This is a genomic window from Rhodocyclus purpureus (assembly GCF_016653115.1).
Lineage (GTDB): Bacteria > Pseudomonadota > Gammaproteobacteria > Burkholderiales > Rhodocyclaceae > Rhodocyclus > Rhodocyclus purpureus.
This window is the reverse complement of sequence record NZ_NHRX01000060.1, coordinates 1-23,779: the sequence shown is the minus strand read 5'-3', so window position 1 is coordinate 23,779 and position 23,779 is coordinate 1. Positions and strand designations below refer to the sequence as shown.

18 protein-coding genes are annotated in these 23,779 nt (G+C 67.6%); 12 read left to right on the top strand and 6 right to left on the bottom strand.

What is annotated here, in order from left to right:
- Positions 1–886 (bottom strand): 5'-3' exonuclease (locus CCR84_RS12135; RefSeq protein WP_274610816.1); only part of this gene is annotated, 886 nt, incomplete at its 3' end.
- 33 nt (positions 887–919) lie between these two features.
- Between CCR84_RS12135 and CCR84_RS12130 the strand changes: the two genes are divergently transcribed.
- The 10 genes from CCR84_RS12130 (at position 920) to CCR84_RS12085 (ending at position 12,092) form a co-directional block, all read left to right on the top strand.
- Entirely contained in the window at positions 920–1,654 is a 735-nt protein-coding gene (locus CCR84_RS12130; RefSeq protein ID WP_201212634.1) for an LOG family protein, read from the top strand.
- Positions 1,655–1,698: 44 nt separating this feature from the next.
- Positions 1,699–2,040 (top strand): DUF2782 domain-containing protein, encoded by a 342-nt coding sequence (locus tag CCR84_RS12125; protein ID WP_201212632.1) that lies wholly within the window; start codon positions 1,699–1,701, stop codon positions 2,038–2,040.
- Between the two features lie 37 nt (positions 2,041–2,077).
- Positions 2,078–3,055, top strand: a complete 978-nt coding sequence (locus CCR84_RS12120) for a homoserine kinase (protein ID WP_201212630.1) — start codon at positions 2,078–2,080, stop codon at positions 3,053–3,055.
- Between the two features lie 180 nt (positions 3,056–3,235).
- A complete protein-coding gene (locus CCR84_RS12115) occupies positions 3,236–4,045 on the top strand; it encodes a BPSS1780 family membrane protein (protein ID WP_201212628.1) in 810 nt (269 codons plus the stop codon).
- The gene (gene nadD / locus CCR84_RS12110; RefSeq protein ID WP_338052609.1) at positions 4,038–4,736 is read left to right on the top strand and encodes a nicotinate-nucleotide adenylyltransferase; all 699 of its coding nucleotides are present in this window, start codon (positions 4,038–4,040) and stop codon (positions 4,734–4,736) included. The genes CCR84_RS12115 and nadD overlap by 8 nt, the downstream gene beginning before the upstream one ends.
- A 17-nt stretch (positions 4,737–4,753) precedes the next feature.
- Positions 4,754–5,140: a ribosome silencing factor gene (gene rsfS / locus CCR84_RS12105; protein WP_201212626.1), complete on the top strand. Its 387-nt coding sequence runs from the start codon at positions 4,754–4,756 to the stop codon at positions 5,138–5,140.
- The gene (rlmH, locus tag CCR84_RS12100; RefSeq protein WP_201212624.1) at positions 5,137–5,607 is read left to right on the top strand and encodes a 23S rRNA (pseudouridine(1915)-N(3))-methyltransferase RlmH; all 471 of its coding nucleotides are present in this window, start codon (positions 5,137–5,139) and stop codon (positions 5,605–5,607) included. The genes rsfS and rlmH overlap by 4 nt, the downstream gene beginning before the upstream one ends.
- Positions 5,608–5,611: 4 nt before the next feature.
- On the top strand, positions 5,612–6,220 hold the full coding sequence (locus CCR84_RS12095; RefSeq protein WP_201212622.1) for a Maf family protein: 609 nt from the start codon (positions 5,612–5,614) through the stop codon (positions 6,218–6,220).
- 100 nt (positions 6,221–6,320) lie between these two features.
- On the top strand, positions 6,321–7,484 hold the full coding sequence (locus tag CCR84_RS12090) for a response regulator (protein ID WP_201212620.1): 1,164 nt from the start codon (positions 6,321–6,323) through the stop codon (positions 7,482–7,484).
- Positions 7,485–7,697: 213 nt separating this feature from the next.
- Positions 7,698–12,092 (top strand): response regulator, encoded by a 4,395-nt coding sequence (locus CCR84_RS12085; protein WP_201212618.1) that lies wholly within the window; start codon positions 7,698–7,700, stop codon positions 12,090–12,092.
- 4,526 nt (positions 12,093–16,618) lie between these two features.
- On the opposite strand, the gene trhP is transcribed toward CCR84_RS12085, so the two are convergent.
- Positions 16,619–17,953 (bottom strand): prephenate-dependent tRNA uridine(34) hydroxylase TrhP, encoded by a 1,335-nt coding sequence (gene trhP / locus CCR84_RS12080; protein ID WP_201212616.1) that lies wholly within the window; start codon positions 17,951–17,953, stop codon positions 16,619–16,621.
- 198 nt (positions 17,954–18,151) lie between these two features.
- On the opposite strand from trhP, the gene rng reads away from it, so the two are divergent.
- On the top strand, positions 18,152–19,606 hold the full coding sequence (gene rng, locus CCR84_RS12075) for a ribonuclease G (RefSeq protein ID WP_201212614.1): 1,455 nt from the start codon (positions 18,152–18,154) through the stop codon (positions 19,604–19,606).
- Positions 19,607–20,273: 667 nt separating this feature from the next.
- Here the strand turns inward: rng and CCR84_RS12070 are convergent.
- Complete coding sequence (locus CCR84_RS12070) at positions 20,274–20,681, bottom strand: MaoC family dehydratase (protein WP_201212612.1); 408 nt, start codon at positions 20,679–20,681, stop codon at positions 20,274–20,276.
- A gap of 187 nt (positions 20,682–20,868) precedes the next feature.
- Here CCR84_RS12070 and CCR84_RS12065 point away from each other — a divergent pair, with 187 nt between their 5' ends.
- Positions 20,869–21,384: a C40 family peptidase gene (locus CCR84_RS12065; RefSeq protein ID WP_201212610.1), complete on the top strand. Its 516-nt coding sequence runs from the start codon at positions 20,869–20,871 to the stop codon at positions 21,382–21,384.
- On the opposite strand, the gene puhE is transcribed toward CCR84_RS12065, so the two are convergent.
- The 3 genes from puhE to puhB all read right to left on the bottom strand — a co-directional run.
- Positions 21,372–22,223, bottom strand: coding sequence for a putative photosynthetic complex assembly protein PuhE (puhE, locus tag CCR84_RS12060; protein WP_201212608.1), 852 nt, complete (start codon positions 22,221–22,223; stop codon positions 21,372–21,374). The genes CCR84_RS12065 and puhE overlap by 13 nt on opposite strands.
- Before the next feature lie 183 nt (positions 22,224–22,406).
- The gene (gene puhC, locus CCR84_RS12055) at positions 22,407–22,895 is read right to left on the bottom strand and encodes a photosynthetic complex assembly protein PuhC (RefSeq protein ID WP_201212606.1); all 489 of its coding nucleotides are present in this window, start codon (positions 22,893–22,895) and stop codon (positions 22,407–22,409) included.
- Between the two features lie 219 nt (positions 22,896–23,114).
- Positions 23,115–23,779, bottom strand: a 665-nt coding sequence (gene puhB / locus CCR84_RS12050) for a photosynthetic complex putative assembly protein PuhB (protein ID WP_201212604.1), incomplete at its 5' end; no start/stop codon positions are given.

The following is a 23,779-nucleotide window of genomic DNA, read 5'->3' as shown; positions in this document are numbered from 1 at the left end:
CGCCTTCTCCGCCCCCCGCTTCGCCCCCTGCCTCGGCGCCCAGTTCGCGCAGCCAGCTCTTCAGCTCGTAGCGCGCGTAGAGTTCGGCCAGGCGCTCCCTGTCCGCCGGCAGCGGCAGCAGCTGCTGCGGCGCCAGCGGCAGTTCGAGGTCACAGCGCACCGTCACCAGCTTGCGGCCGAGCGGCAGGAAGTCGAGCGCGCGCCGCAGGTTGTCGCCGACGACGCCCTTGATCTCGTTGGCGGCAGCGATGACGCCGTCGAGGGAGCCGTACTGGGTCAGCCACTTCACCGCGGTCTTCGGGCCGCACTTGGCGACGCCGGGGACGTTGTCGACCGCATCGCCGACCAGCGTCAGGTAATCGACGATGCGCTCGGGCGGGACGCCGAACTTGGCGAGCACGGCGGCCTCGTCGAGCGTCTCGTTGCTCATGGTGTTCACCAGACGCACGCGCGGGCCGACGATCTGCGCGAGGTCCTTGTCGCCGGTCGAGACGACGACGTCGATCCCGGCTGCGGCGGCCTGCCGCGCCAGCGTACCGATCACGTCGTCGGCCTCGACCCCCGCCTCCATGATCAGCGGCCAGCCGGCAGCGGCGATCGCCGCGTGCAGGGGTTCGATCTGGGCGGCCAGGTCGGCCGGCATCGGCGGCCGGTGCGCCTTGTACTCGGAGTACCATTCGTCGCGGAAGGTCTTGCCCTTGGCATCGAAAACACAGGCCTTGAAGGCGACGTCATGCGTCTTGTGGTCGGCTTCGAGGCGTCGTAGCATGCCGAGGACGCCGTAGATGGCCCCGGTCGGCTCGCCGGCGCGGTTGCGCAGGTCGGGCAGGGCGTGGAAGGCACGATAGAGGTAGGACGAACCGTCGACCAGCAGCAGGGTAGGCATCGGTAGAAATGGGATGGTGGAGAGCGAGGCGCAATGAGCGAAAAGGACAAGATCCCCTGTTCGGCGGAGATAGAGGCAGAAGTATCCGCACAGACACTCTCGGCGCGGGAATCCTGGCGCGTGTTCGGCATTATGTCAGAGTTCGTCGAAGGCACTGAGCGCCTGGCGGCGATCCGGCCGGCCGTGTCGATCTTCGGCAGCGCGCGCATCGCCGAGGATTCCCCCTACTACGTGCTCGCCGAGACGATCGCGCGCAAGCTGTCCGACGCCGGCTTCTCGGTCATCTCGGGCGGCGGCCCGGGGATCATGGAGGCCGCCAACAAGGGCGCCTTCTACGGCAAGTCGCCGAGCATCGGCCTCAACATCCAGCTTCCGCACGAGCAGCGCAAGAACAAGTACCAGGACATCTCGCAGAGCTTCCGCCACTTCTTCGCGCGCAAGTTCATGTTCGTCCGCTTCGCCAGCGCCTACGTCGTCCTGCCGGGCGGCTTCGGCACGCTCGACGAACTGCTCGAAGCGCTGACGCTGATCCAGACCGGCAAGAGCCACAAGATTCCGCTCATCCTCGTCCATGGGCCGTTCTGGCGCGGGCTGCTCGACTGGCTGCGCGAGCGCCTGGTCAGCGAGGGAATGATCGACGCCGAGGACATGAATCTGGTGCAGGTGATCGACGACCCCGACGCCGTCGTCGAGGCGATCTTCACGCACTACGCCCGACGCGGCTTCGCGCCGCTTCCCGCCGAGCGGGAGATGCTGCTCAACCTGTAATACAATCCCGCTCGCCCGCCGCCTCATTTTCGCGAAAGCCAATCATGCGCCGACTCCTTTCCTCTCTCCTGCTGCTGGCCTGCGCCGGTGCCGCGTTCGCCCAGAATCCCGGCGAGCTGCAGCCGCTGCCGGCCGTCCCGCCGCCGCCACCGGAAATGATTCCGTTCGACGCCGCGCTCGAACCGCAGGTGACGATCAAGAAGCGCGACAGCGACACGGTCGAGGAATACCGCGTCGACGGCCAGCTGTACATGATCAAGGTGACGCCGGCCAACGGCGCGCCGCCCTATTACCTGGTCGACCAGCAGGGCAACGGCAACTTCATGCGCATGGAAACGATGGACGGCGGCGTGCGCGTCCCGCAATGGGTGATCCGCACCTTCTGAACCCTGTCAGGGGAGCACAGCTCCCCCACGATTGACCATGTCCGTATTCACTCCCCTCACCCACGAGCAGGTCGCCGCCTGGCTGAAGCGCTATTCCCTCGGCGCGATCGAGCGCCTGGAAGGCGTCGCCGAGGGCGTGCAGAACTCCAACTTCTTCCTCGACACCGCCAACGGCCGCTACGTGCTGACGGTGTTCGAGCAGTTCGCTCGCGACGAGCTGCCGTTCTTCGTGAACCTGATGGCCCATCTCGCGCGCCACGGCCTGCCCTGCCCGGCGCCGATCGCCAACCGCGACAACGAGACGATCGGCGAGATCGCCGGCAAGCCGGCATTGATCGTCACGCGGCTGTCCGGCCGCTCGCTCAAGGAGCCCGGTGTCGCGCACTGCGCCGCGCTCGGCGCGCTGCTCGGCGACCTGCATGTCGCCGCCCAGTCCTGCGGCGGCCGCCAGAACCACCCGCGCGGCGCCACCTGGCGGCGGACGACGGCGACCCAACTGCTGCCGCTGCTCGATGCCGAGGACGCGACGCTGCTGCGCGAGGAGATCCGCTTCGAGGCGCAGCAACGCGGCAACGGCCGCGGCGAGATCGGCGACCTGCCGCGCGGGATCATCCACGCCGACCTCTTCCGCGACAACGTCCTCTTCGACGGCAAGCGCATCAGCGGCCTCCTCGACTTCTACTTCGCCGGCGTCGACGATCTGCTCTTCGACCTCGCCGTCGCGGCCAACGACTGGTGCCTGAACCGCGCCGGCGAACTCGACCCGGCGCGTACCGGTGCGCTGCTCGGCGCCTATCACGCAGTGCGCCCGCTCAACGAACGCGAGCGCGCAGCCTGGCCGGCGATGCTGCGCGCGGCGGCGCTGAGGTTCTGGCTGTCGCGTCTCGCCGACCAGCACCAGCCGCGCGAGGGCGAGATCGTCACCCGGCACGACCCCGCCGAGTACCGCGAGATCCTGCGCCGCCACATCGTCGCTGCCGACCGGCAACCCTGGATCGCCACGAGAAACGACTGAAAGGGCGGCGGCTTGCCCTGACGATCGCGGCGGTCTCCGCCATCTCAAGCCATGAACCGCGCCAATTCGCGGCTGCCGCCGCTCCCACAAAAACCCGCCCGCCGCGTCAGCCTCTCGTGGGAGGGCCGGTAGGCCCGAAGAAACCGCCCTGCTCATGAACGCTCCACTCCGACCCCTCCCATGCAAGCGCTGACCCTCACCCTGCGCCAGGGCTTCGACTGGCTGCGCGAAGGCTTCCGCATCTTCCGCCGCAACCCGGCCTTGCTCGTCTTCCTCGTCTTTTCCTACTGGGTGCTGATGGCGATCCTGAACGGCATCCCGTGGCTCGGCCCGGCGCTGGCGACCGTCCTGCTGCCGCTGTTCTCGGTCGGGCTGATGAACGCCTGCCGCGAGATCGACCATGGCCGGCCGGTCAAGCCGCTGATCCTGTTCTCGGCCTTCCGCGGCGAACTGCGCACGCTGCTCGTGCTCGGCGCGATCTACCTGGCGGCGATGACGGCGATCCTCGCCATCGCCTCGCTCGCCGACGACGGCATCCTGCTGCGCTGGATGCTTGCCGGCGAACCGCCCGCCGAGGAAGCGATCGAGAGCGGCGAACTGCTCGGTGCCGCGCAGATCGCCCTCCTGCTGCTCCTGCCGCTGACCATGGCCTACTGGTACGCGCCGATGCTTGCCGCCTGGCAGGGGCTGCCGGCCGGCAAGGCGCTCTTCTTCAGCTTCTTCGCAGGGCTGCGCAACTGGCGCGCCTTCCTCGGCTACGGTGCGGCAACGGCTGCCTTCGGCGCGCTCCTGCCCGGCGTCGTCCTCGGACTGCTCGCGGGCCTGCTCCCCGAAGGCGCGAACGGCATCGCGCGCGTGCTGACCCTGCCCTACCTGATGCTCTTCGCGCCGACGCTGTTCGCCAGCTTCTACGTGAGCTACCGCGATGTCTTCGTCGAGGTGGGGAACAGCGATGCGCCGAAAATCATGACCGACGCGAACGGTGACTGAGCAGGGCGACGTGGCGGCGCCCTTGAGCACAGCACCGCTCGGCATCTTCGGCGGCACCTTCGACCCGGTGCATCTGGGGCACCTGCGCCTCGCCGAGGAAGCGGCCGAGCACCTCGGCCTGGCCGGGGTGCGCTGGATTCCAGCCGGCCGGCCGGCGCACCGCGGGCCGCCCTCGGTCGCGGCCGCCAGCCGGCTGGCGATGGTGCGCCTGGCGATCGCCGGCAACCCGCGCTTCTCGCTAGACGACGCCGAAGTCGCGAGCACAGAGCCGAGCTACACGGTGCCGACGCTCGAACGGCTGCGCGGCGAGGGTGCAGGCGAAGCGGCAGCAGAGCGGCCGCTGGTCCTCCTGGTCGGCGCCGACGCCTTCGCCGGCCTGCCGGGCTGGCACGACTGGCAGCGGCTGTTCGAGCTCGCACACATCGCCGTCGCGCACCGGCCCGGCTTCCCGATCGACCCCGGGCAGCTGCCGCAGCCGCTGGCCGAAATCTTCCGCGAACGCTTCTCGCCGTCGCCCGCCACGCTCGCCAGCGCGCCCGCCGGCAGCATCGTCAGTTTCGCGATGACGCCGCTGGCCATTTCAGCGACGCAGATCCGCGCACTGCTCGGCGAAGGACGCAGCGCGCGCTATTTGCTGCCCGACTCGGTTCTCGACTATATTCGCCGCGAACACCTTTATTGCAGGAATTGAAGCCGACAATGCACAGCATGGACATCAGCACGCTGGAAAAGATCGTCGTCGACGCGCTCGAGGACATCAAGGGACGCGACATCGTGGTGCTCGACACGCAGCGCCTGAGTCCGCTCTTCGAGCGCGTGATCGTTGCCAGCGGCGACTCCAACCGGCAGGTCAGGTCGCTGGCGCAGAACGTCGCCGACAAGGTGCGCGAGGCCGGCGGCACCGTCCTGTCGAGCGAAGGCGAAGAACACGGCGAGTGGGTGCTGGTCGACCTCGGGACCATCGTCGTGCACGTGCTGCAGCCGGCGGTGCGCGCCTACTACCGGCTCGAGGAGCTGTGGGGCGGCGAGCTGCCGGCCCCCTTGCGCCGCCCGGTACGCAGCGGCGAGCAGGGCGGCCAAGCCGACGCGGCATGAAGCTCGGCATCGTCGCCGTCGGGCACAAGATGCCCGACTGGGTGGCCGCCGGCTGCGAGGAATACGTGAAGCGGATGCCGCGCGAGCTGCCGCTCGGCATCGTCGAAATCAAGCCTGAGCCACGCCACGGCAAGAGTCGCGAGCAGTTGCTGGCCGCCGAGTCGGTGCGCCTGCGCGCCGCGCTTGCCGCCTTCCCGCGCGTCGTCGTCCTCGACGAGCGCGGCGAGGACCTGACGACGCTGGCGCTGGCGCAGGCGCTGCGCGAGTGGATGCAGGACGGTCGCGACACGGCCTTCGTCGTCGGCGGCGCCGACGGCATCGACGAGGGTATCAAGCGGTCCGCCGAGCGGCGCATCCGCCTTTCCAGCCTGACGCTGCCGCACGCGCTGGCCCGCCTGCTCCTCTGCGAGCAGCTGTACCGGGCGATGAGCGTCGTGCGCAATCATCCTTACCACCGCGAGGGCTGAAACCATGAGCGGACGCATCCACCTCGCCTCGCGCAGCCCGCGCCGGCGCGAGTTGCTGGCGCAGGCCGGCATCGCCTTCGACCTGATCGCCTTCCGCGGCCCGCCGCGCGAGGATGCGGAGATCGATGAGACGCCGCATCCGGGCGAAGCCGCGATCGACTACGTCGTCCGCGTCGCCCGCGCCAAGGCCGCCCACGGGCAGCGCATCGTCGGCTGGCGCAAGCTGGCGCCGTGGCCGGTCCTCGCTGCCGACACGACGCTCGAGTTCGCCGGCGAGATCATCGGCAAGCCCGACGACGCCGAGCACGCGCGCGAGATCCTCGCCCGCCTGTCGGGCAACACGCACCGGGTGCTGACCGCAGTCGCCGTCGCTGCCGCCGGGCGGCTCGACAGCGTGCTGTCGGTGAGCGAGGTCACTTTCTCGGCCCTCGACGCGGACGAGATCGCGCGCTACGTCGCCAGCGGCGAAGCCTTCGACAAGGCCGGCGCCTACGGCATCCAGGGCCGCGCCGGGGCCTTCGTCACCCACCTCTCCGGCAGCTATACGGGCGTGATGGGGCTGCCGCTGCACGAAACGACGCAACTGCTGCGCAGCTTCGCTGTCGACTGCTGAAGAAAGGCCGCCGCGACGGCAAGCAGAAGGCATTTCGGGCTACCATGACTGATGTGAAGAGACAGCCGCACCTGTAAGCCAACGTCGAGAGAACCCCGCGATGAGCGCAAACCCGAGCACGAAGTCACTATTCGACGAAGCACCGACACGCACCATCCTGATCGTCGATGACACGCCACAAAACCTGACCGTTCTCGGCGAACTGCTGCAGCCGCAGTATCGCGTCCGCGCCGCCAATTCCGGCGCGCGGGCACTGCGCGCGGCGGTGACCGACCCGCGTCCCGACCTGATCCTGCTCGACGTGATGATGCCCGAGATGGACGGCTACGAGGTACTGCAGCACCTGCGCGAGGACCCGACCACGCGCGAGATCCCGGTCATCTTCATCACCGCGATGAATGCCACCGAGGACGAGGAACGCGGGCTCGAACTGGGCGCGGTCGATTACATCACCAAGCCGATAAACCCACCGATCATGCTGGCGCGCGTGCGCACCCAGCTCGAACTGAAGATGGCACGCGACCGGCTGTCGCAGGAGAACGACTGGCTGGAACGCGAGGTCGATCGGCGCATGCGCGAAAACATCCTGATCCAGAACCTCTCGGTGCGTGCGCTCGCATGCCTCGCCGAGGCACGCGACCTGGAGACCGGCCATCATATCCTGCGCACGCAAACCTACGTCGATCTGCTCGCTCGCCAGCTGGCCGGCCACGAGCGTTTTCGCGACTCGCTCGGCGGCGGGCGCCTGCAGATGGTGGTCAAGGCGGCGCCGCTGCACGACATCGGCAAGGTCGGCATCCCCGACGCAATCCTGCTCAAGCAGGGCAAGCTGACCGCCGAGGAATTCGAGATCATGAAGACGCACCCGGCGATCGGTGCCGACGCCATCGCCCGCGCGATGGAGCAGGCGCTCTCCGGCGCCGACACGACCACCGCCGAACAGGCCAACGGGGCCTTCGCCTTCCTGCGCGTCGCGCAGGAAATCTCGCTCACCCACCACGAGAAGTGGAACGGCGAAGGCTACCCCAAGCGCCTGGCAGGCGACGCGATCCCGGTATCGGGCCGACTGATGGCGCTCGCCGACGTCTTCGACGCGCTGATGAGCCGCCGCGTTTACAAGGCCGCGATGAGCCTGGAGACGACCACCGAGATCATCGTCGACGGCAGCGGCAGCCACTTCGACCCCGACGTCGTCGCTGCCTTCCTCGCCTGCCGCGACGAGTTCGCCGAAGTCGCAGCGCGTCTGGCCGACCCGGAAGTATAGGAAAGCGGGCGTTAACGTGAAACTGCAGCGTGCCGATGCCAAGGTGCCGGCCGTAACGACAGACGTCATCGCGAGCCCGCAGGGCGTGGCGATCCAGTGCGTAGGGCTGGAATCGGGTCACCCGCGGATCGCTGACGGAACTGATGCGCATGAACGCGCTTCAACGCAATGAGTAGCGGAACTTGCCATGATCGTCAGCCAAGGAGGCCGGGGGTGCGTGTCCTGAGCGGCAAGTTCGCAGGACTACGGCTCGCTGGCGCGCTCCTGCTGCTCTTTTTCACCGGCGCAGCTGCCTCTGTTGCGGCGCCTGCCGACAGCGCGAGCACGCCGCCGCGCTCGATCACCGTCGTCTTCGACGACAACTTCCCGCCTTACGCGATGCGCGACGCAGCAGGAAAGCTGCAGGGAATCGTCAAGGATCGCTGGCAGGCCTGGCAGCGGCAGACCGGCATCGCGGTCGAATTGCGCGCGATGGACTGGGCGAGGGCGCAACAGATGATGCGCGACGGCGAAGCGGACGTGATCGACACTTACTCGCGCTCGCCGGAACGAGAGAAGCGCTACGATTTCTCGGCCTCCTACGCCGATCTCGACGTGATGCTGTTCTTCCACAAGAGCATCTCCGGAATCGTCGATGCGGAGTCGAGCCGCGGCTTCATGATCGGCGTCAAGGACGGCGACATCTGCATGGACTGGCTGCGCGCGCGTGGCTCGTACAACTTCCGGCAGTACCCCTCCTACGAGGCGCTGGCCAAGGCCGCTGCCGCCGAGGAAGTGCGGGTCTTCTGCATGAACCAGCTCCCGGCCGCATATTTCCTCAACCTCCTCGGCGTCGAGGACAGTTTCCGGCACACGCCGCCGATGTACACGAGCCACTTCCACTGGGCCGTGGGCAAGGGCCAGGGCGAGTTGCAACAACTGATCGCCGCCGGCTTCGCCGCGATCCCGCCGGGGGAACTCGCGGCGATCGAGCGGCATTGGCTCGGTTCGCTGGTCGAACGCACGCTACCGGCGTATGTCCGCTACGCGGGCTACGCGCTGCTCGCGCTGCTCCTCGCCCTCGGCGCGCTGCTGACCTGGAACCGTCAGTTGCGCCGCAACGTGCGTGCGCAGACGGAGGAACTGGAGAGCACCCTCGCCCAGCTGCAGCAGGCGCGTCAGGAAAGCGAGGAGGCGCGCGTCCGCCTGGCCGAGACGATCGATGCGATCCCCGACCTGCTCTTCGAGGTCGATGTGCACGGCCGCTATCTCGAAATACATACGGCCCGCGAGGGACTGCTGGCGGCGCCGAGGGACAGCCTGCTCGGCCGAACCGTCAGCGAGGTGCTGCCGGCGGAGGCGGCAGCGGTCTGCCTCGCCGCGCTCGCCGCCGCCCACGAACACGGTTCCGACTACGGCCGGGTACTGAAACTGCCGCTGCCGGACCAGGAGCACTGGTTCGAACTGTCGGTGACGCGCAAGCAGTCGGGTAGCGGTGCCGAACCGCATTTCCTGGTCCTGTCGCGCGACGTGAGCGAACGCCAGGAGAGCCGGATCGCGCTCGAGCAGTACCGCGACCGCCTCGAAAGCGAGGTCGAGCGACGCACTGCCGAACTCGCGCTGGCCATGCACGAGCAGCAATCCCTGTTCGAAGCGGTGAGCGCCGGCATCGTGCTGCTCAAGGATCGACGCATCCAGAGCAACAACCGGAGACTCGACGAGATCTTCGGCTACGCGCCCGGCGAGCAGATCGGCCGTTCGGTGCGTACCTGGTACCCCGACGACGAGGCCTTCAACCGCGTCGGGCGCGAGGCCTACGCCATCATCGAGCGCGGCGAAATCGACGTGCGCGAGGAGGAGGCGGTGCGCAAGGACGGCAGCCGTGTCTGGGTGCGCATCTCCTCGCACGCTCTCGACGTCACCGATCCGGGCAAGGGCACGGTCTGCGTCATCGAGGATATCACCAGGGAGCGCGCGGCCGCCGACGCGCTACGTCTCGCTTACGCCGAACAGCAGGCGATCTTCGATTCAGCGACTTCGGGAATCTGCCTGCTCAAGGATCGCGTCGTGCTGCGCGGCAACCAGAAACTGCACGAGATCTTCGGCCGTCCGCCGGGCGAGTTGCTCGGTCAGACGACGCGGGCCTGGTATGCCGATGAAGCCGCCTGGCAGGCGGGCGGCGACGAAGTCTACGCGCAGATCTGGCGCGGCGCGACGCACCGGCGCGAGCAGCAACTGCTTCGCCGCGACGGCAGCCTGTTCTGGGCGCGGCTGAGCGCGCGCGCGGTCGACGCGAACGAGCCGGAACGCGGATCGGTCTGGATCATCGAGGACATCAGCGCAGAACGCGCGCTGGTCGACGAATTGCGCCGCGCGCAGGCGCTCTCGGAAGAGGCGGCGCAGGCGAAGTCGAACTTCCTCGCCAACATGAGCCACGAGATCCGCACGCCGATGAACGCGATCATCGGCATCTCGCATCTGGCGCTGAAGACCGAACTGACAACGCGGCAGCGCGGCTACCTGAAGAAGATCCAGCTCTCCAGCAAGCACCTGCTCGGCATCATCAACGACATCCTCGACGTCTCGAAGCTCGAAGCCGGGAAGATGGCGGTCGAGCATATCGGCTTCACGCTGGAACGGGTGCTCGACAACGTCACCGGACTGATCGCCGAGGCGACGGCGGCGAAGGGACTCGAACTGATGATCGATGTCGCCGAAGACGTTCCCGCCAACCTCGTCGGCGACCCGCTGCGCATCGGGCAGATCCTGGTCAACTTCGGGACCAACGCGGTGAAGTTCACCGAGAAGGGCGAAGTGACGATCCGCATTACCGTGGTCGAGAGTTTCGCCGACGAGGTCGTCCTGCGCTTCACGGTCCGCGACACCGGCATCGGCCTCTCCGCCGAACAACGCGATCGCCTGTTCCGGAGCTTCGAGCAGGCCGACACGACGACCACGCGCAAGTACGGCGGCACCGGGCTCGGGCTCTCCATCTCGAAGCGCCTGGCCGAACTGATGGGCGGCGAAGTCGGCGTCGACAGCGAGCCCGGCGTCGGCTCGAGCTTCTGGTTCACGGCACGGCTCGGCCGTGGCGAGGCGGCGGCGGCTAACCTGGTCCCCAACCCCGACCTGCGTGGCCGGCGCGTGCTGGTGATCGACGACAACGAGAACTCGCGCGCGATCCTCGGCGACCTGCTGCAGAGCATGACCTTCCGCGTCGGCAGCGCCTCCTCGGGCCGCGCCGGGGTCGCCGAAATCGTGCGCGCTGCCGCGGCCGGGGCCCCCTACGAGCTGGTCCTCCTCGACTGGCAGATGCCGGAACAGGACGGGATCGCCACCGCGCGGGAAATCTCGCGCCTGCCGCTGGACAAGGCACCGCACATGCTGATGGTCACCGCCTATGGTCGCGACGAGTTGTTGAAGACGGCACGGGCTGCCGGCATCGAGGATGTCCTGGTCAAGCCGGTGATGGCCTCGGTGCTGTTCGACGCGGTGATGCACACCCTCGGTCGCGCTGGCGGCGAGCCGACGCCCGGCACGCCGCCAGCGCCGGTTCCAGCGACCGATATGTCGGCGATCGCCGGCGCCCGCATCCTGCTGGTCGAGGACAACGAACTCAATCAGGAAGTGGCGACCGAATTGCTGCGCGAGGCCGGCTTACGCGTCGATCTTGCCGAAAACGGCGCCATCGCGGTCGACAAGGTACGCGGCAACGACTATGCACTGGTGTTGATGGACATGCAGATGCCGGTGATGGACGGCGTCAGCGCAACGCAGGAGATCCGCAAGACGCACGCCGACCTGCCGATCGTCGCCATGACCGCCAACGCCATGGCCAGCGACCGCCAGCGCTGTCTCGACGCCGGCATGAACGACTACCTGGCCAAGCCGATCGACACCGACGCGCTGTGGGGCAAGCTGCTGCAGTGGGTGAAACCCCTGCCGGCCGGCAGCGTGGTCGAGGCTGCCGCGAGCGAGCGCCCCCCTGAGGAAGCCCCCACCGCGGCGCCCGACACTGCGGCGGGCGCCGCGCTGGACGAGATTCCCGGAGTCGACCTGCGCACCGGGCTACGCCAGGCGATGGGACGCGAAACGCTGTACCTGTCGCTGCTGCGCAAGTATGTCGCGGGGCAAGCCGATTTTGCCGCACGGATGTCGGCGGCACTCGCCGACGAGGACTGGGCGACGGGCGAACGGCTGGCACATACGCTGAAGGGCGTCTCGGCGCAGATCGGCGCCACTGAAGTGCGCAGCCTTGCCGAAGGACTCGAACGGGCAGTGCGCCAACGCCAGTCCGCCGCGGAACTGGCGGCGCTGCTCGACGCGACCAGCGAACGGCTGGCGGCGCAGATCGAGGCCATCGTCGCCTACCTGCCGGTCGAGGCGGCTCCGGAGCGCCCGGCCAGCGTCGACGACGAGCAAGTGAGCGCCGTGTTCGTGAAGCTGGGACGCGGGCTCGCCGACGACGACTTCGCGGTCGGCCAGCTTTTCGACGAGAACGAGCCACTGCTGCGCGCGGCGCTCGGCGAGCGCTTCGCATCGCTCGCGCGCACCATCGGCAACTACGATTTCGCCATCGCGCTGACGCTGCTGAAGGAAGCCGCGGCCGAACGCGGCATCACGCTGTAAGCCCGGGTTATCAACCCGACCCTGAAGCAGTAGCCGGTCATCGCGAGCCCGCAGGGCGTGGCGATGTCGCCGGTGCCAGTTTTAGGGGAGGCGTGACTGGCGTAATCGTCATCGCGAGCCCGCAGGGCGTGGCGATCCAGTACGTAGGTCTCGCATCGTGCAGGGCGAGGAGACGGAATAACGAACTGGATTGCCACGGCGCTACGCGCCTCGCAATGACGTCGGTGCTGCCACTCCGCTACGCGCCTCGCAATGACGGCAGTGCGAAGAGTGCATGGAGAGGCCCTGAGACCGTAATCGTCATCGCGAGCCCGCAGGGCGTGGCGATCCAGTGCGTAGGTCTCGCATCGTGCAGGGCGAGGAGACGGAAGAACGAACTGGATTGCCACGGCGCTACGCGCCTCGCAATGACGTCGGTGCTGCCACTCCGCTACGCGCCTCGCAATGATGGCAGTGCCAGGAGTGCATGGAGAGGGCCTGAGACCGTAACCGTCATCGCGAGCCCGCAGGGCGTGGCGATCCAGTACGTAGGTCTCGCATCGTGCAGGGCGAGGAGACGGAAGAACGGACTGGATTGCCACGGCGCCACGCGCCTCGCAATGACGTCGGTGCTGCCACGCCGCTGGGCGCCTCGCAATGACGGCAGTGCCGTGAGTGCATGGAGAGGGGCTGAGAGCGTGATCGTCATCGCGAGCCCGCAGGGCGTGGCGATCCAGTACGTAGGTCTCGCATCGTGCAGGGCGAGGAGACGGAAGAACGAACTGGATTGCCACGGCGCTACGCGCCTCGCAATGACGTCGGTGCTGCCACGGCGCTGCGCGCCTCGCGATGACGGCAGTGCCAGGAGTGCATGGAGAGGGCCTGAGAGCGTGATCGTCATCGCGAGCCCGCAGGGCGTGGCGATCCAGTGCTTAGGTCTCGCATCGTGAAGGTCGCAGAGATGGAGGTACGAACTGGATTGCCACGGCGCTACGCGCCTCGCAATGACGGCAGTGCGAGGAGTGCATGGAGAGGGGGCGAGAGCGTAACCGTCATCGCGAGCCCGCAGGGCGTGGCGATCCAGTGCGTAGGTCTCGCATCGCGAAGGTCGCAGAGACAGAAGAACGAACTGGATTGCCACGGCGCTACGCGCCTCGCAATGACGGCAGTGCGGCCACGGCGCTGCGCGCCTCGCAATGAACGGCAGTGCGAGGAGTGCATGGAGAGGGGTTGAGAGCGTGATCGTCATCGCGAGCCCGCAGGGTGTGGCGATCCAGTACGTAGGTCTCGCATCGCGAAGGTCGCAGAGACGGAAGAACGAACTGGATTGCCACGGCGCTACGCGCCTCGCAATGACGTCGGTGCTGCCACGGCGCTACGCGCCTCGCAATGACGGCAGTGCGAGGCGTGCATGGAGAGGGGCTGAGAGCGTAACCGTCATCGCGAGCCCGCAGGGCGTGGCGATCCAGTGCGTAGGTCTCGCATCGCGAAGGTCGAGGAGACGGAAGAACGAACTGGATTGCCACGGCGCTGCGCGCCTCGCAATGACGGCGGTGCCAGGAGTGCATGGAGAGGGGCCGAGAGCGTAGCCGTCATCGCGAGCCCGCAGGGCGTGGCGATCCAGTGCGTAGGTCTCGTATCGCGAAGGTCGCAGAGACAGAAGAACGAACTGGATTGCCACGGCGCTACGCGCCTCGCAATGACGTCGGTGCGGCCACGGCGCTGCGCGCCTCGCAATGACGGCGGTGCCGGAAGTGCATGGAGAGAGGCCGAGAGCGTAGCCGTCATCGCGAGCCCGCAGGGCGTGGCGATCCAGTGCGTAGGTCTCGCATCGCGAAGGTCGCAGAGACGGAAGAACGAACTGGATTGCCACGGCGCTGCGCGCCTCGCAATGACGTCGGTGCTGCCACGGCGCTACGCGCCTCGCAATGACGGCAGTGCCGGAAGTGCATGGAGAGGGGCCGAGAGCGTAACCGTCATCGCGAGCCCGCAGGGCGTGGCGATCCAGTGCGTAGGGCTCGCATCGCGAAGGTCGCAGAGACGGAAGAACGAACTGGATTGCCACGGCGCTACGCGCCTCGCAATGACGTCGGTGCGGCCACGGCGCTGCGCGCCTCGCAATGACGTCGGTGCGGCCACGCCGCTGCGCGCCTCGCAATGACGGCAGTGCGAGGAGTGCATGGAGAGGGCCTGAGAGCGTGATCGTCATCGCGAGCCCGCAGGGCGTGGCGATCCAGTGCGTAGGTCTCGTATCGCGAAGGTCGCAGATACGGAAGAACGAACTGGATTGCCACGGCGCTGCGCGCCTCGCAATGACGTCGGTGCTGCCACGGCGCTACGCGCCTCGCAATGACGGCAGTGCGAGGCGTGCATGGAGAGGGGCTGAGAGCGTAACCGTCATCGCGAGCCCGCAGGGTGTGGCGATCCAGTGCGTAGGTCTCGCATCGCGAAGGTCGCAGAGACAGAAGAACGGACTGGATTGCCACGGCGCTACGCGCCTCGCAATGACGTCGGTGCTGCCACTCCGCTGCGCGCCTCGCAATGACGGCAGTGCGAGGCGCGCATGGAGAGGGCCTGAGAGCGTGATCGTCATCGCGAGCCCGCAGGGCGTGGCGATCCAGTACGTAGGGCTCGTATCGCGAAGGGCGAGGAGACGGAAGAACGAACTGGATTGCCACGGCGCTACGCGCCTCGCAATGACGTCGGTGCTGCCACTCCGCTGCGCGCCTCGCAATGACGGCAGTGCCGTGAGTGCATGGAGAGGCCCTGAGACCGTAACCGTCATCGCGAGCCCGCAGGGCGTGGCGATCCAGTACGTAGGTCTCGCATCGCGAAGGTCGCAGAGACAGAAGAACGAACTGGATTGCCACGGCGCTACGCGCCTCGCAATGACGTCGGTGCTGCCACTCCGCTGCGCGCCTCGCAATGACGGCATTGCGAGGAGTGCATGGAGAGGGCCTGAGACCGTAACCGTCATCGCGAGCCCGCAGGGCGTGGCGATCCAGTGCGTAGGGCTCGTATCGCGAAGGTCGCAGAGACAGAAGAACGAACTGGATTGCCACGGCGCTACGCGCCTCGCAACGTCGGTGCTGCCACGCCGCTGGGCGCCTCGCAATGACGGCAGTGCCAGGAGCGCATGGAGAGGCCCTGAGACCGTAATCGTCATCGCGAGCCCGCAGGGCGTGGCGATCCAGTGCGTAGGTCTCGCATCGTGCAGGGCGAGGAGACGGAAGAACGAACTGGATTGCCACGGCGCTGCGCGCCTCGCAATGACGTCGGTGCTGCCACGCCGCTGGGCGCCTCGCAATGACGTCGGTGCTGCCACGCCGCTGGGCGCCTCGCAATGACGGCAGTGCCAGGAGCGCATGGAGAGGGGCTGAGAGCGTGATCGTCATCGCGAGCCCGCAGGGTGTGGCGATCCAGTGCGTAGGTCTCGCATCGCGAAGGTCGCAGAGACAGAAGAACGGACTGGATTGCCACGGCGCTACGCGCCTCGCAATGACGTCGGTGCTGCCACGCCGCTGGGCGCCTCGCAATGACGTCGGTGCTGCCACTCCGCTACGCGCCTCGCAATGATGGCAGTGCCGTGAGTGCATGGAGAGGGCCTGAGACCGTAACCGTCATCGCGAGCCCGCAGGGCGTGGCGATCCAGTACGTAGGTCTCGCATCGTGCAGGGCGAGGAGACGGAAGAACGGACTGGATTGCCACGGCGCTACGCGCCTCGCAATGACGTCGGTGCTGCCACGCCGCTGGGCGCCTCGCAATGACGGCAGTGCCAGGAGCGCATGGAGAGGGGCTGAGAGCGTGATCGTCATCGCGAGCCCGCAGGGTGTGGCGATCCAGTACGTAGGTCTCGCATCGCGAAGGTCGAGGAGACGGAAGAACGAACTGGATTGCCACGGCGCTACGCGCCTCGCAATGACGTCGGTGCTGCCACGCCGCTGGGCGCCTCGCAATGACGGCAGTGCCAGGAGCGCATGGAGAGGGGGCGAGAGCGTGATCGTCATCGCGAGCCCGCAGGACGTGGCGATCCAGTGCGTAGGTCTCGCATCGTGCAGGGCGAGGAGACGGAAGAACGAACTGGATTGCCACGGCGCTACGCGCCTCGCAATGACGTTGGTGCTGCCACGCCGCTGGGCGCCTCGCAATGACGTCGGTGCTGCCACTCCGCTGGGCGCCTCGCAATGACGGCAGTGCCAGGAGCGCATGGAGAGGCCCTGAGACCGTAATCGTCATCGCGAGCCCGCAGGGCGTGGCGATCCAGTGCGTAGGTCTCGCATCGTGCAGGGCGAGGAGACGGAAGAACGAACTGGATTGCCACGGCGCTACGCGCCTCGCAATGACGTCGGTGCTGCCACGCCGCTGCGCGCCTCGCAATGACGGCACGGAAGCGAACGGGCGCGTTCATGCCTTGAGGTGGCGCGACTCGCCATGACTCTCAAACGGGGCGTGCCTTGTCCTCGATTCGGGCCTGCCGGCCCTCCCACGACGGGGCGATGCGGTGCGCGTTTTTCGTGGGAACGGCGGCAGCCGCGAAGGAGCGCCCTCAGGCTATCTCTGCTGGGGGCTCGAAGCGCGCCAGATAGGCGCCGACGCAGTCGGCAGGCAGGGCGATCCAGACGCGGTGGCCGTCGCCCGGTGCGACGCCGACCGGCCTGCCGGCGGCGTCCTCCATGCGCTCGACGACGCACTCGCGATTGCCGGCCGGCTGCACGATCTCGACGCGGTCGCCGACGGCGAAGCGGTTCCTGACCGCGACCTCGCACAGCCCGCGCGCAGCGTCGTGCACGACGACGTCGCCGACGTAGCGGCTCAGCCCGCCGGCCGAGGCGCCGCTCGCGTAGTTCTGCGTCGCTGCCGGCAGGTGGCGCCGATAGAAGCCTTCCGTATAGCCACGGCTGGCCAGCGCGTCGAGCGTCGTGAGCAGTCCCGGGTCGAAGGGACGCCCGGCGCGGGCGTCGTCGAGCGCGCGCCGGTAGGCCTGCGTGGTGCGCGCGGCGTAGTACGCCGACTTGGTGCGCCCCTCGATCTTCAGCGAATCGACGCCGATGGCGACGAGGCGCTCGACGTGCTCGATCGCGCGCAGGTCCTTAGAGTTGAGGATGTAGGTGCCGTGCTCGTCCTCCTCGATCGGCATCAGTTCGCCCGGGCGCTCGCGCTCCTCGATCAGCCACTGGCTGCCGCCGGGAAAGGCGCAGCCGCCCTGGCCGTCCGCTGGCGCGGGGGCAGCTGCCGACAGCGGGTTGCCGTCGGCGTCCGCCGCGTGCACCTGGTACTGCCAGCGGCAGGCGTTGGTGCAACTGCCCTGGTTGGCGTCGCGCCGGTTGAAGTAGCCGGACAGCAGGCAGCGCCCCGAATGGGCGATGCACAAGGCACCATGGACAAAGACTTCGAGTTCGACTTCGGGGCAGCGCTGGCGGATCTCGGCGATCTCGTCGAGCGACAGTTCGCGCGAGAGGATCACGCGCTCGATTCCCTGCTTGTGCCAGAAGCGCACCGCCGCCCAGTTCATGGTATTGGCCTGCACCGAGAGGTGGATCGGCATTTGCGGCCAGGCTTCACGCGTGAGGTCGATCAGGCCGGGGTCGGCCATGATCAGTGCGTCGGGAGCGAGCGCGACCAGCGGCGCCAAGTCGGCGTGGAAGCTCTTCAGCTTGCTGTTGTGAGGCAGCGCATTGACGACCATGTAGAAGCGCCGGCCAAGCGCGTGCGTCTCGTCGATCGCCTGCGCCAGGCGCTCGGGGTCGCCGAATTCGTTGTTGCGCACGCGCAGGCTGTAGCGCGGCGGGCCGGCGTAGAGGGCGTCGGCGCCAAAGGCGAGTGCGGCGCGGGCCATCGCCAGCGAGCCGGCGGGGGCGAGGAGTTCGGGAACGGCGGACATGGGCGCTTACGGTTAAAATGCGGCGGATTCAGGAAACGGGAGCGGCGCTGCCGGGCAGACATGCCACGCAGGACGGCGCCGTGGAGCGCAGGGTTCGCCATTCTAACCGCTGCCCCTGCCGCGCAAGCGGCGAGCGTGCGCATGCCCTGCCCCCCTGCCCTCACTGTCCCCTGCCACACCGCCTCGCAGAGCTTGCCCATGCCCGAAGAGATACTGATCAATTTCACCCCGCAGGAAACCCGCGTCGCCGTTGTCTATCAGGGCGCGGTCCAGGAGTTGCACATCGAGCGCAATGCCAGCCGCGGGCTGGTCGGCAACGTCTATCTCGGGCGCATCTGCCGCATCCTCCCCGGCATGCAGTCGGCCTTCGTCGACGTCGGCCTCGAGCGCACGGCCTTCCTGCACGTCGGCGACATCCGCGAGGCCCGGCCGCCGGGCGAAGCGCCGAAGCCGATCGAGCGCCTGCTGCACGAGGGGCAGAGCATTCTGGTGCAGGTGATCAAGGATCCGATCGGCAGCAAGGGGGCGCGCCTGTCGACGCAGATCTCGATCGCCGGCCGCATGCTCGTGCACCTTCCGCAGGACAAGCACATCGGCATCTCGCAGCGGATCGAGAACGTCGCCGAACGCGACTCCTTGCGCGAGAAGATCACGCGGCTGGTGCCGCCCGAGGAGCCGGGTGGCTTCATCGTGCGCACCATGGCCGAGAACGCCAGCGAGACCGATCTGGCCAACGACATCAGCTTCCTGCGCATGATCTGGCGCGACATCGTGACGCAGTCGAAGACGGCGGCGCCGCCGGCACTGCTCTACCAGGAACTGTCGCTGGCGCAGCGCGTGCTGCGCGACTTCGTCAACCCGGAGACCTCGCGCATTGCCATCGATTCGCGCGAGAACTTCCAGAAGCTCTCGGGCTTCGCCGCCGAATACACGCCGGCGGTGCTGCCGCTGCTCGACCATTACACCGGCGAGCGGCCGCTGTTCGACCTCTACGGCGTCGAGGAGGAGATCCAGAAGGCGCTGGCGCGCCGCGTCGATCTCAAGTCGGGCGGCTACCTGATCTTCGACCAGACCGAGGCGATGACGACGATCGACGTCAACACCGGCGGCTTCGTCGGCGTCCGGAGCTTCGACGACACGATCTTCAAGACCAACCTCGAAGCGGCGCTGACGATCGCCCGCCAGCTACGCCTGCGCAACCTGGGCGGCATCATCATCATCGACTTCATCGACATGGACACCGCCGAACATCGCGACGCGGTGCTCGCCGAGTTCAACAAGGCGCTGGCGCGCGACCACACGCGACTGACGGTCAATGGCTTCACCGCGCTCGGCCTGGTCGAGATGACCAGGAAGCGCACGCGCGAGTCGCTCGCGCACGTGCTCTGCGAGCCCTGTCCGACCTGCCAGGGACGCGGCGAGGTGAAGACCTCGCGCACGGTCTGCTACGAGATCCTGCGCGAACTCCTGCGCGAGGCGCGCCAGTTCAACGCGCGCGAATTCCGCGTCCTCGCCGGACCGTCGGTGATCGACCTGTTCCAGGAAGAGGAATCACACTCGCTGGCGATGCTCTCCGACTTCATCGGCAAGCCGATCTCGCTGCAGGCCGAACCGAGCTACGCGCAGGAGCAGTACGACATCGTCCTTCTTTGACATGAAACTGCGACGGGATCGAGCCAAGGCACAGGCCCGGAGCAGCAGCCGTTCATCCTATGCTTGATCTGCCTCCCCGGAATAGACGTATTTCAGGAGCGCATGGAGCGGGCTGTGACCCTAACCGTCATCGCGAGCCCGCAGGGCGTGACGATCCAGTTCGTAGGTCTCGCATCGTGAAGGGCGCAGAGACAGAAGAACGAACTGGATTGCCACGGCGCTACGCGCCTCGCAATGACGTCGGTGCTGCCACGGCGCTACGCGCCTCGCAATGACGGCAGTGCCAGGCGTACATGGAGAGGGGCTGTGACCCTAACCGTCATCGCGAGCCCGCAGGGCGTGGCGATCCAGTTCGTAGGTCTCGCATCGTGAAGGGCGCAGAGACAGAAGAACGAACTGGATTGCCACGGCGCTACGCGCCTCGCAATGAACGACAGTGCCAGGAGTACATGGAGAGGGGCTGAGAGTGTAACCGTCATCCGCGAGCCCGCAGAGCGTGGCGATCCAGTGAGCAGGACTGGTATCGGGTTGCCCGCGGACATCGGGTGACGACGCAAAAAGTACGAACTGGATTGCCGCGGCGCTGCGTGCCTCGCAATGACCGAATTGGGAGAATGCGCGTCTTTGGTGGAAAAAGGGACAGTATGAAAATACTGTCCCCTTCCGATTAAGGCAGCATCGTCGTCGCTTCGCCCTCGATGACGACCTTGCCGTTCACCGTGCATACGGTGTCGAGGATGATGCGCTTCTTGGCGGCGACCACTTCCTTGATCGTCACCGTCGCCGTCACCGTGTCGCCAGGCTTGACCGGTGCCTTGAAGCGCAGGGTCTGGCCGAGATAGATGGTGCCGGGTCCGGGCAACTTGTTGGCGAGCACGGCCGAGATGAAGCTGGCCGACAACATGCCGTGTGCAATGCGGCCGCCGAAGGGCGTCGTCGCCGCGAAGGCCTCGTCGATATGCACGGGGTTGACGTCGGTCGAGACGCCGGAGAACAGGATGATGTCGGCTTCGGTGACAGTCTTCGCAGTCGACGCGCTCATCCCGGGTTGCAGGGTTTCAATGGTGTAGGTCATCGCATTTCCTCGCTGAGGGTGGGTGGGTTTGAAATCCGGAGCCGCGCACAGCCTGCGCGCCAGACTGCGAGTATAGACGCAGCCGGTGACAATTCCGCATCGACAGCGGCGGCGGGGCGGCCGATTGCTCACGGCAGCCGGCAAGTCGCTATACTTTGCGCCATCAGGAACCGTCACCACCCTGCCCATGTCGCCAACCACGCTGCCCGTTCGCCGCTGCTGCGCGCTGCTCGCGCTGTGCCTGCTTGCGGCTTGCGGCACGCCGAAGACTTCACCCCTGCCTGCGTCCGAACGCGGCCAGCGGAGCGCGGCGACGGCGCAAGGCGCCTCCGGCCAGGACGTGGCCATCTACGCTTTGGCGCTGATCGACACGGGCTATCGCTTCGGCGGCCGCAACCCCGAAGCCGGCCTCGACTGCAGCGGCATGGTGTCCTACATCTTCGAGCGCGCCGCAGGACTGCGGCTCAGCGGTAGTGCTGCCGACATCGCCCGTCTCGGTCGCCCGGTCGAACGCGAACAATTAAGGCCCGGCGACCTGATCTTCTTCAACACGCGCAACACGCCGTTCTCGCACGTCGGCGTCTTCATCGGCGAAGAGCGCTTCGTGCATGCACCGTCGAGCAACGGGCGCGTGCGCATCGATCGCCTCGACAGCCGCTACTACGCCGAGCGCTTCGAAGCCGCGCGCAGCTATCTCGACTGAAGCGTCGGCTGCGCGGCGCCCTGAGCCTCCACCGGGGACTCGGTGTCCGCGGTCTGCGCCAGCTTGTCCCGCCGTCGCTCGTCCAGCGACCACTCCCACAGCCGGGCGCCGTTGATCGGGATCACCATCAGCCAGTGCTCGACGATGGCCAGACCGAGCAGGGTGGTGACGAGGGTGAGGCCGCTGGCCTCGAAGGAATCGGGCGGGAAGGAGAGGATCTCGCGGATGAGGAAGACCGTGACGACGCCTGCTGCCGAAACCGCGATCGGGAAGAGCACGTTCATCGGCCGCTGCGTCAGGTACTGGCGCAGGTGCGAGAGGTGTTCGGGGAGCAGTTCGGCGGAGAGGTTGCGGACGCCGAGGAAGAGGTTGAGCTTGGCCGAGAGGCGCATCACCCAGAGCACGGCGAAGGTCCAGGCACCGACCAGGTTGGGCGCGTCGGCGGTCAGGGCCCAGACCAGCACGGCGCCGAAGACGAGCGCGATCTCGTGGTAGAGGATGGCTTCGGTCGCGTTCACGAAGCGCTGGAAGCCCTCGGTCGGCGGCCGGTCGAGCGCGCGCCGCGGGCCGATGATGAAGCCCATCAGGAAGCTCATCTCGAACCACGCCCAGATGACGATCGCGCAGAAGAAGGACTGGTGGGCGGCTGCGACACTCGTCTCCTGCGAACTCGCCGCGAGCCCGACCAAGGCGCCGACGAGCAGGATCGTCGCACCGGCCATCGACCAGCGGAAGGTCTGCCGTGGCAAGCCGTCGAGGTAGAAGATGACCCCGGTCGACGACCACCACACGAACGCGGCGAACGCAGCCGGGATGGCGTAGCTGGCGAAGTCGGACATCGAGGGGGGGCAGGAGCTAGGCGTTAGGGGTTAGGGGCGAGGTATCAGGAGCGAGGGGCTAGGCGTTCAGTGCGAGGGAGACGTGGCCGCGGATCGACACCTGTTCGGGCCTGACGGCCCTGCCACAACGGCGCTCTCGTGGGAGGGCCGTCAGGCCCGAACGGGGGGGCGCTCTGCACCCGGCTATCGTCCGCTGCCCTCTCCCGCGGCCTGCGCGGGCGCGGCCCTCAGCAGCTTGGCGTAGACGGCGGTGTTGGTCGCGCCGAAGCCGCCGAGATCGAAGCTGCGGCCGGTCGGGGTGTCCTCGAGGCTCAGGTGGCCGTCCTGATGAACGACGAGCTGGTAGGGGGTGTCCTCGGGGATGCCCTGGCGCTTGCGTTCGCGGTTGATCGAGCGGATCGACGCGCGCAGGAAGCCGTCCTCGCCGGGTGCCAGCGTCAGCAACTGCTCGCGCGTGTCGGCATCGACGACGACGAAGGCGCCGTCGGGCTGGGTCGAGAAGGAGAGCGCGCGCGTCTCGACCGCCGGCGCCGGCGGCGCGACGCGCGGGTCGAAGCCGCTGAGGCGGGCGATGGCGACGCCGGTGACGACGACGGCAATGAGGATGCCGGCGCCGATCAGCGGTGCGCGCGGGAACGGCTGCGAGCCGAATTCGGGTTCGTCGTGATGCACTTGTCGATTCGCCTACGTGGGTCGCGCCAGTCGGCGCGAGTTAACCTTGAGAAGCAATTGCCACGAAATGCACGAAAACACTCCAGCGCTTCGACCCCGCGCGACAATAACCCAACGGGTCAAATACCTGACGACTGCAAGCCTGTTTTCGTGTTTTTCGTGGCAGAACAGAGGTTAAGGGTTGAGAGAAAGGCTGTCTGAAGTCCGGGCAGCCGGTACTCAACCGGTCGTCGTCGCCGCCGAAACTTCGCGGCTACCGCCGCTCCCACCTTCACTGCCGGCGCGGGACGTGCCGGCTGCAGTGGACAGCGCCGTCGGCGCCGGGTTCGCGCGCGAGTGGATGTCCTGCAGCGCGCCGGCGAGGAGTTCGGCAACGCGGGCGGCGTCGGGGATCGCGCGCAGCATCGGCTCGGCCTTGGCGAAACGCCACGGGCGCGCGTGCGGCCACAGGTGCAGGTAGGCGATCTTGTCGTCGCTGCCGAGCACGAAGGGGATGTCTCCGGTGCCGTTGCGCCGGGTCATCAGGTCCACGTTGCCGATCAGGCGCAACGGGAAGTTCATCGTCACCGGCAGCGCGATGCCGACCTTCATGACGATGCGCCGGTTGGTCAGGGTGTAGACGCTGGTGCGCTCGACCAGCCAGGCGAGGAAGGCGATGATGCCGAGGCCGACGGCGGCCAGCGGCAGCGGCCACAGCGCGGAAGCGAGCGGGTTGCCGTCGTAATGGGCGGCGAGCAACCGCCAGACGAGCAGGAGGCCGAAGTAGACGGCGACCTTGTTCAGGTGGAACGCGCTGCGGGCGAAGCTCGGCCAGTGCGGTGCGCCCTGCCAGAGGATCCGCTCGCCTTCCGGGAGGGGTCCCGGGAGGCCGCGGATCTGCTCTT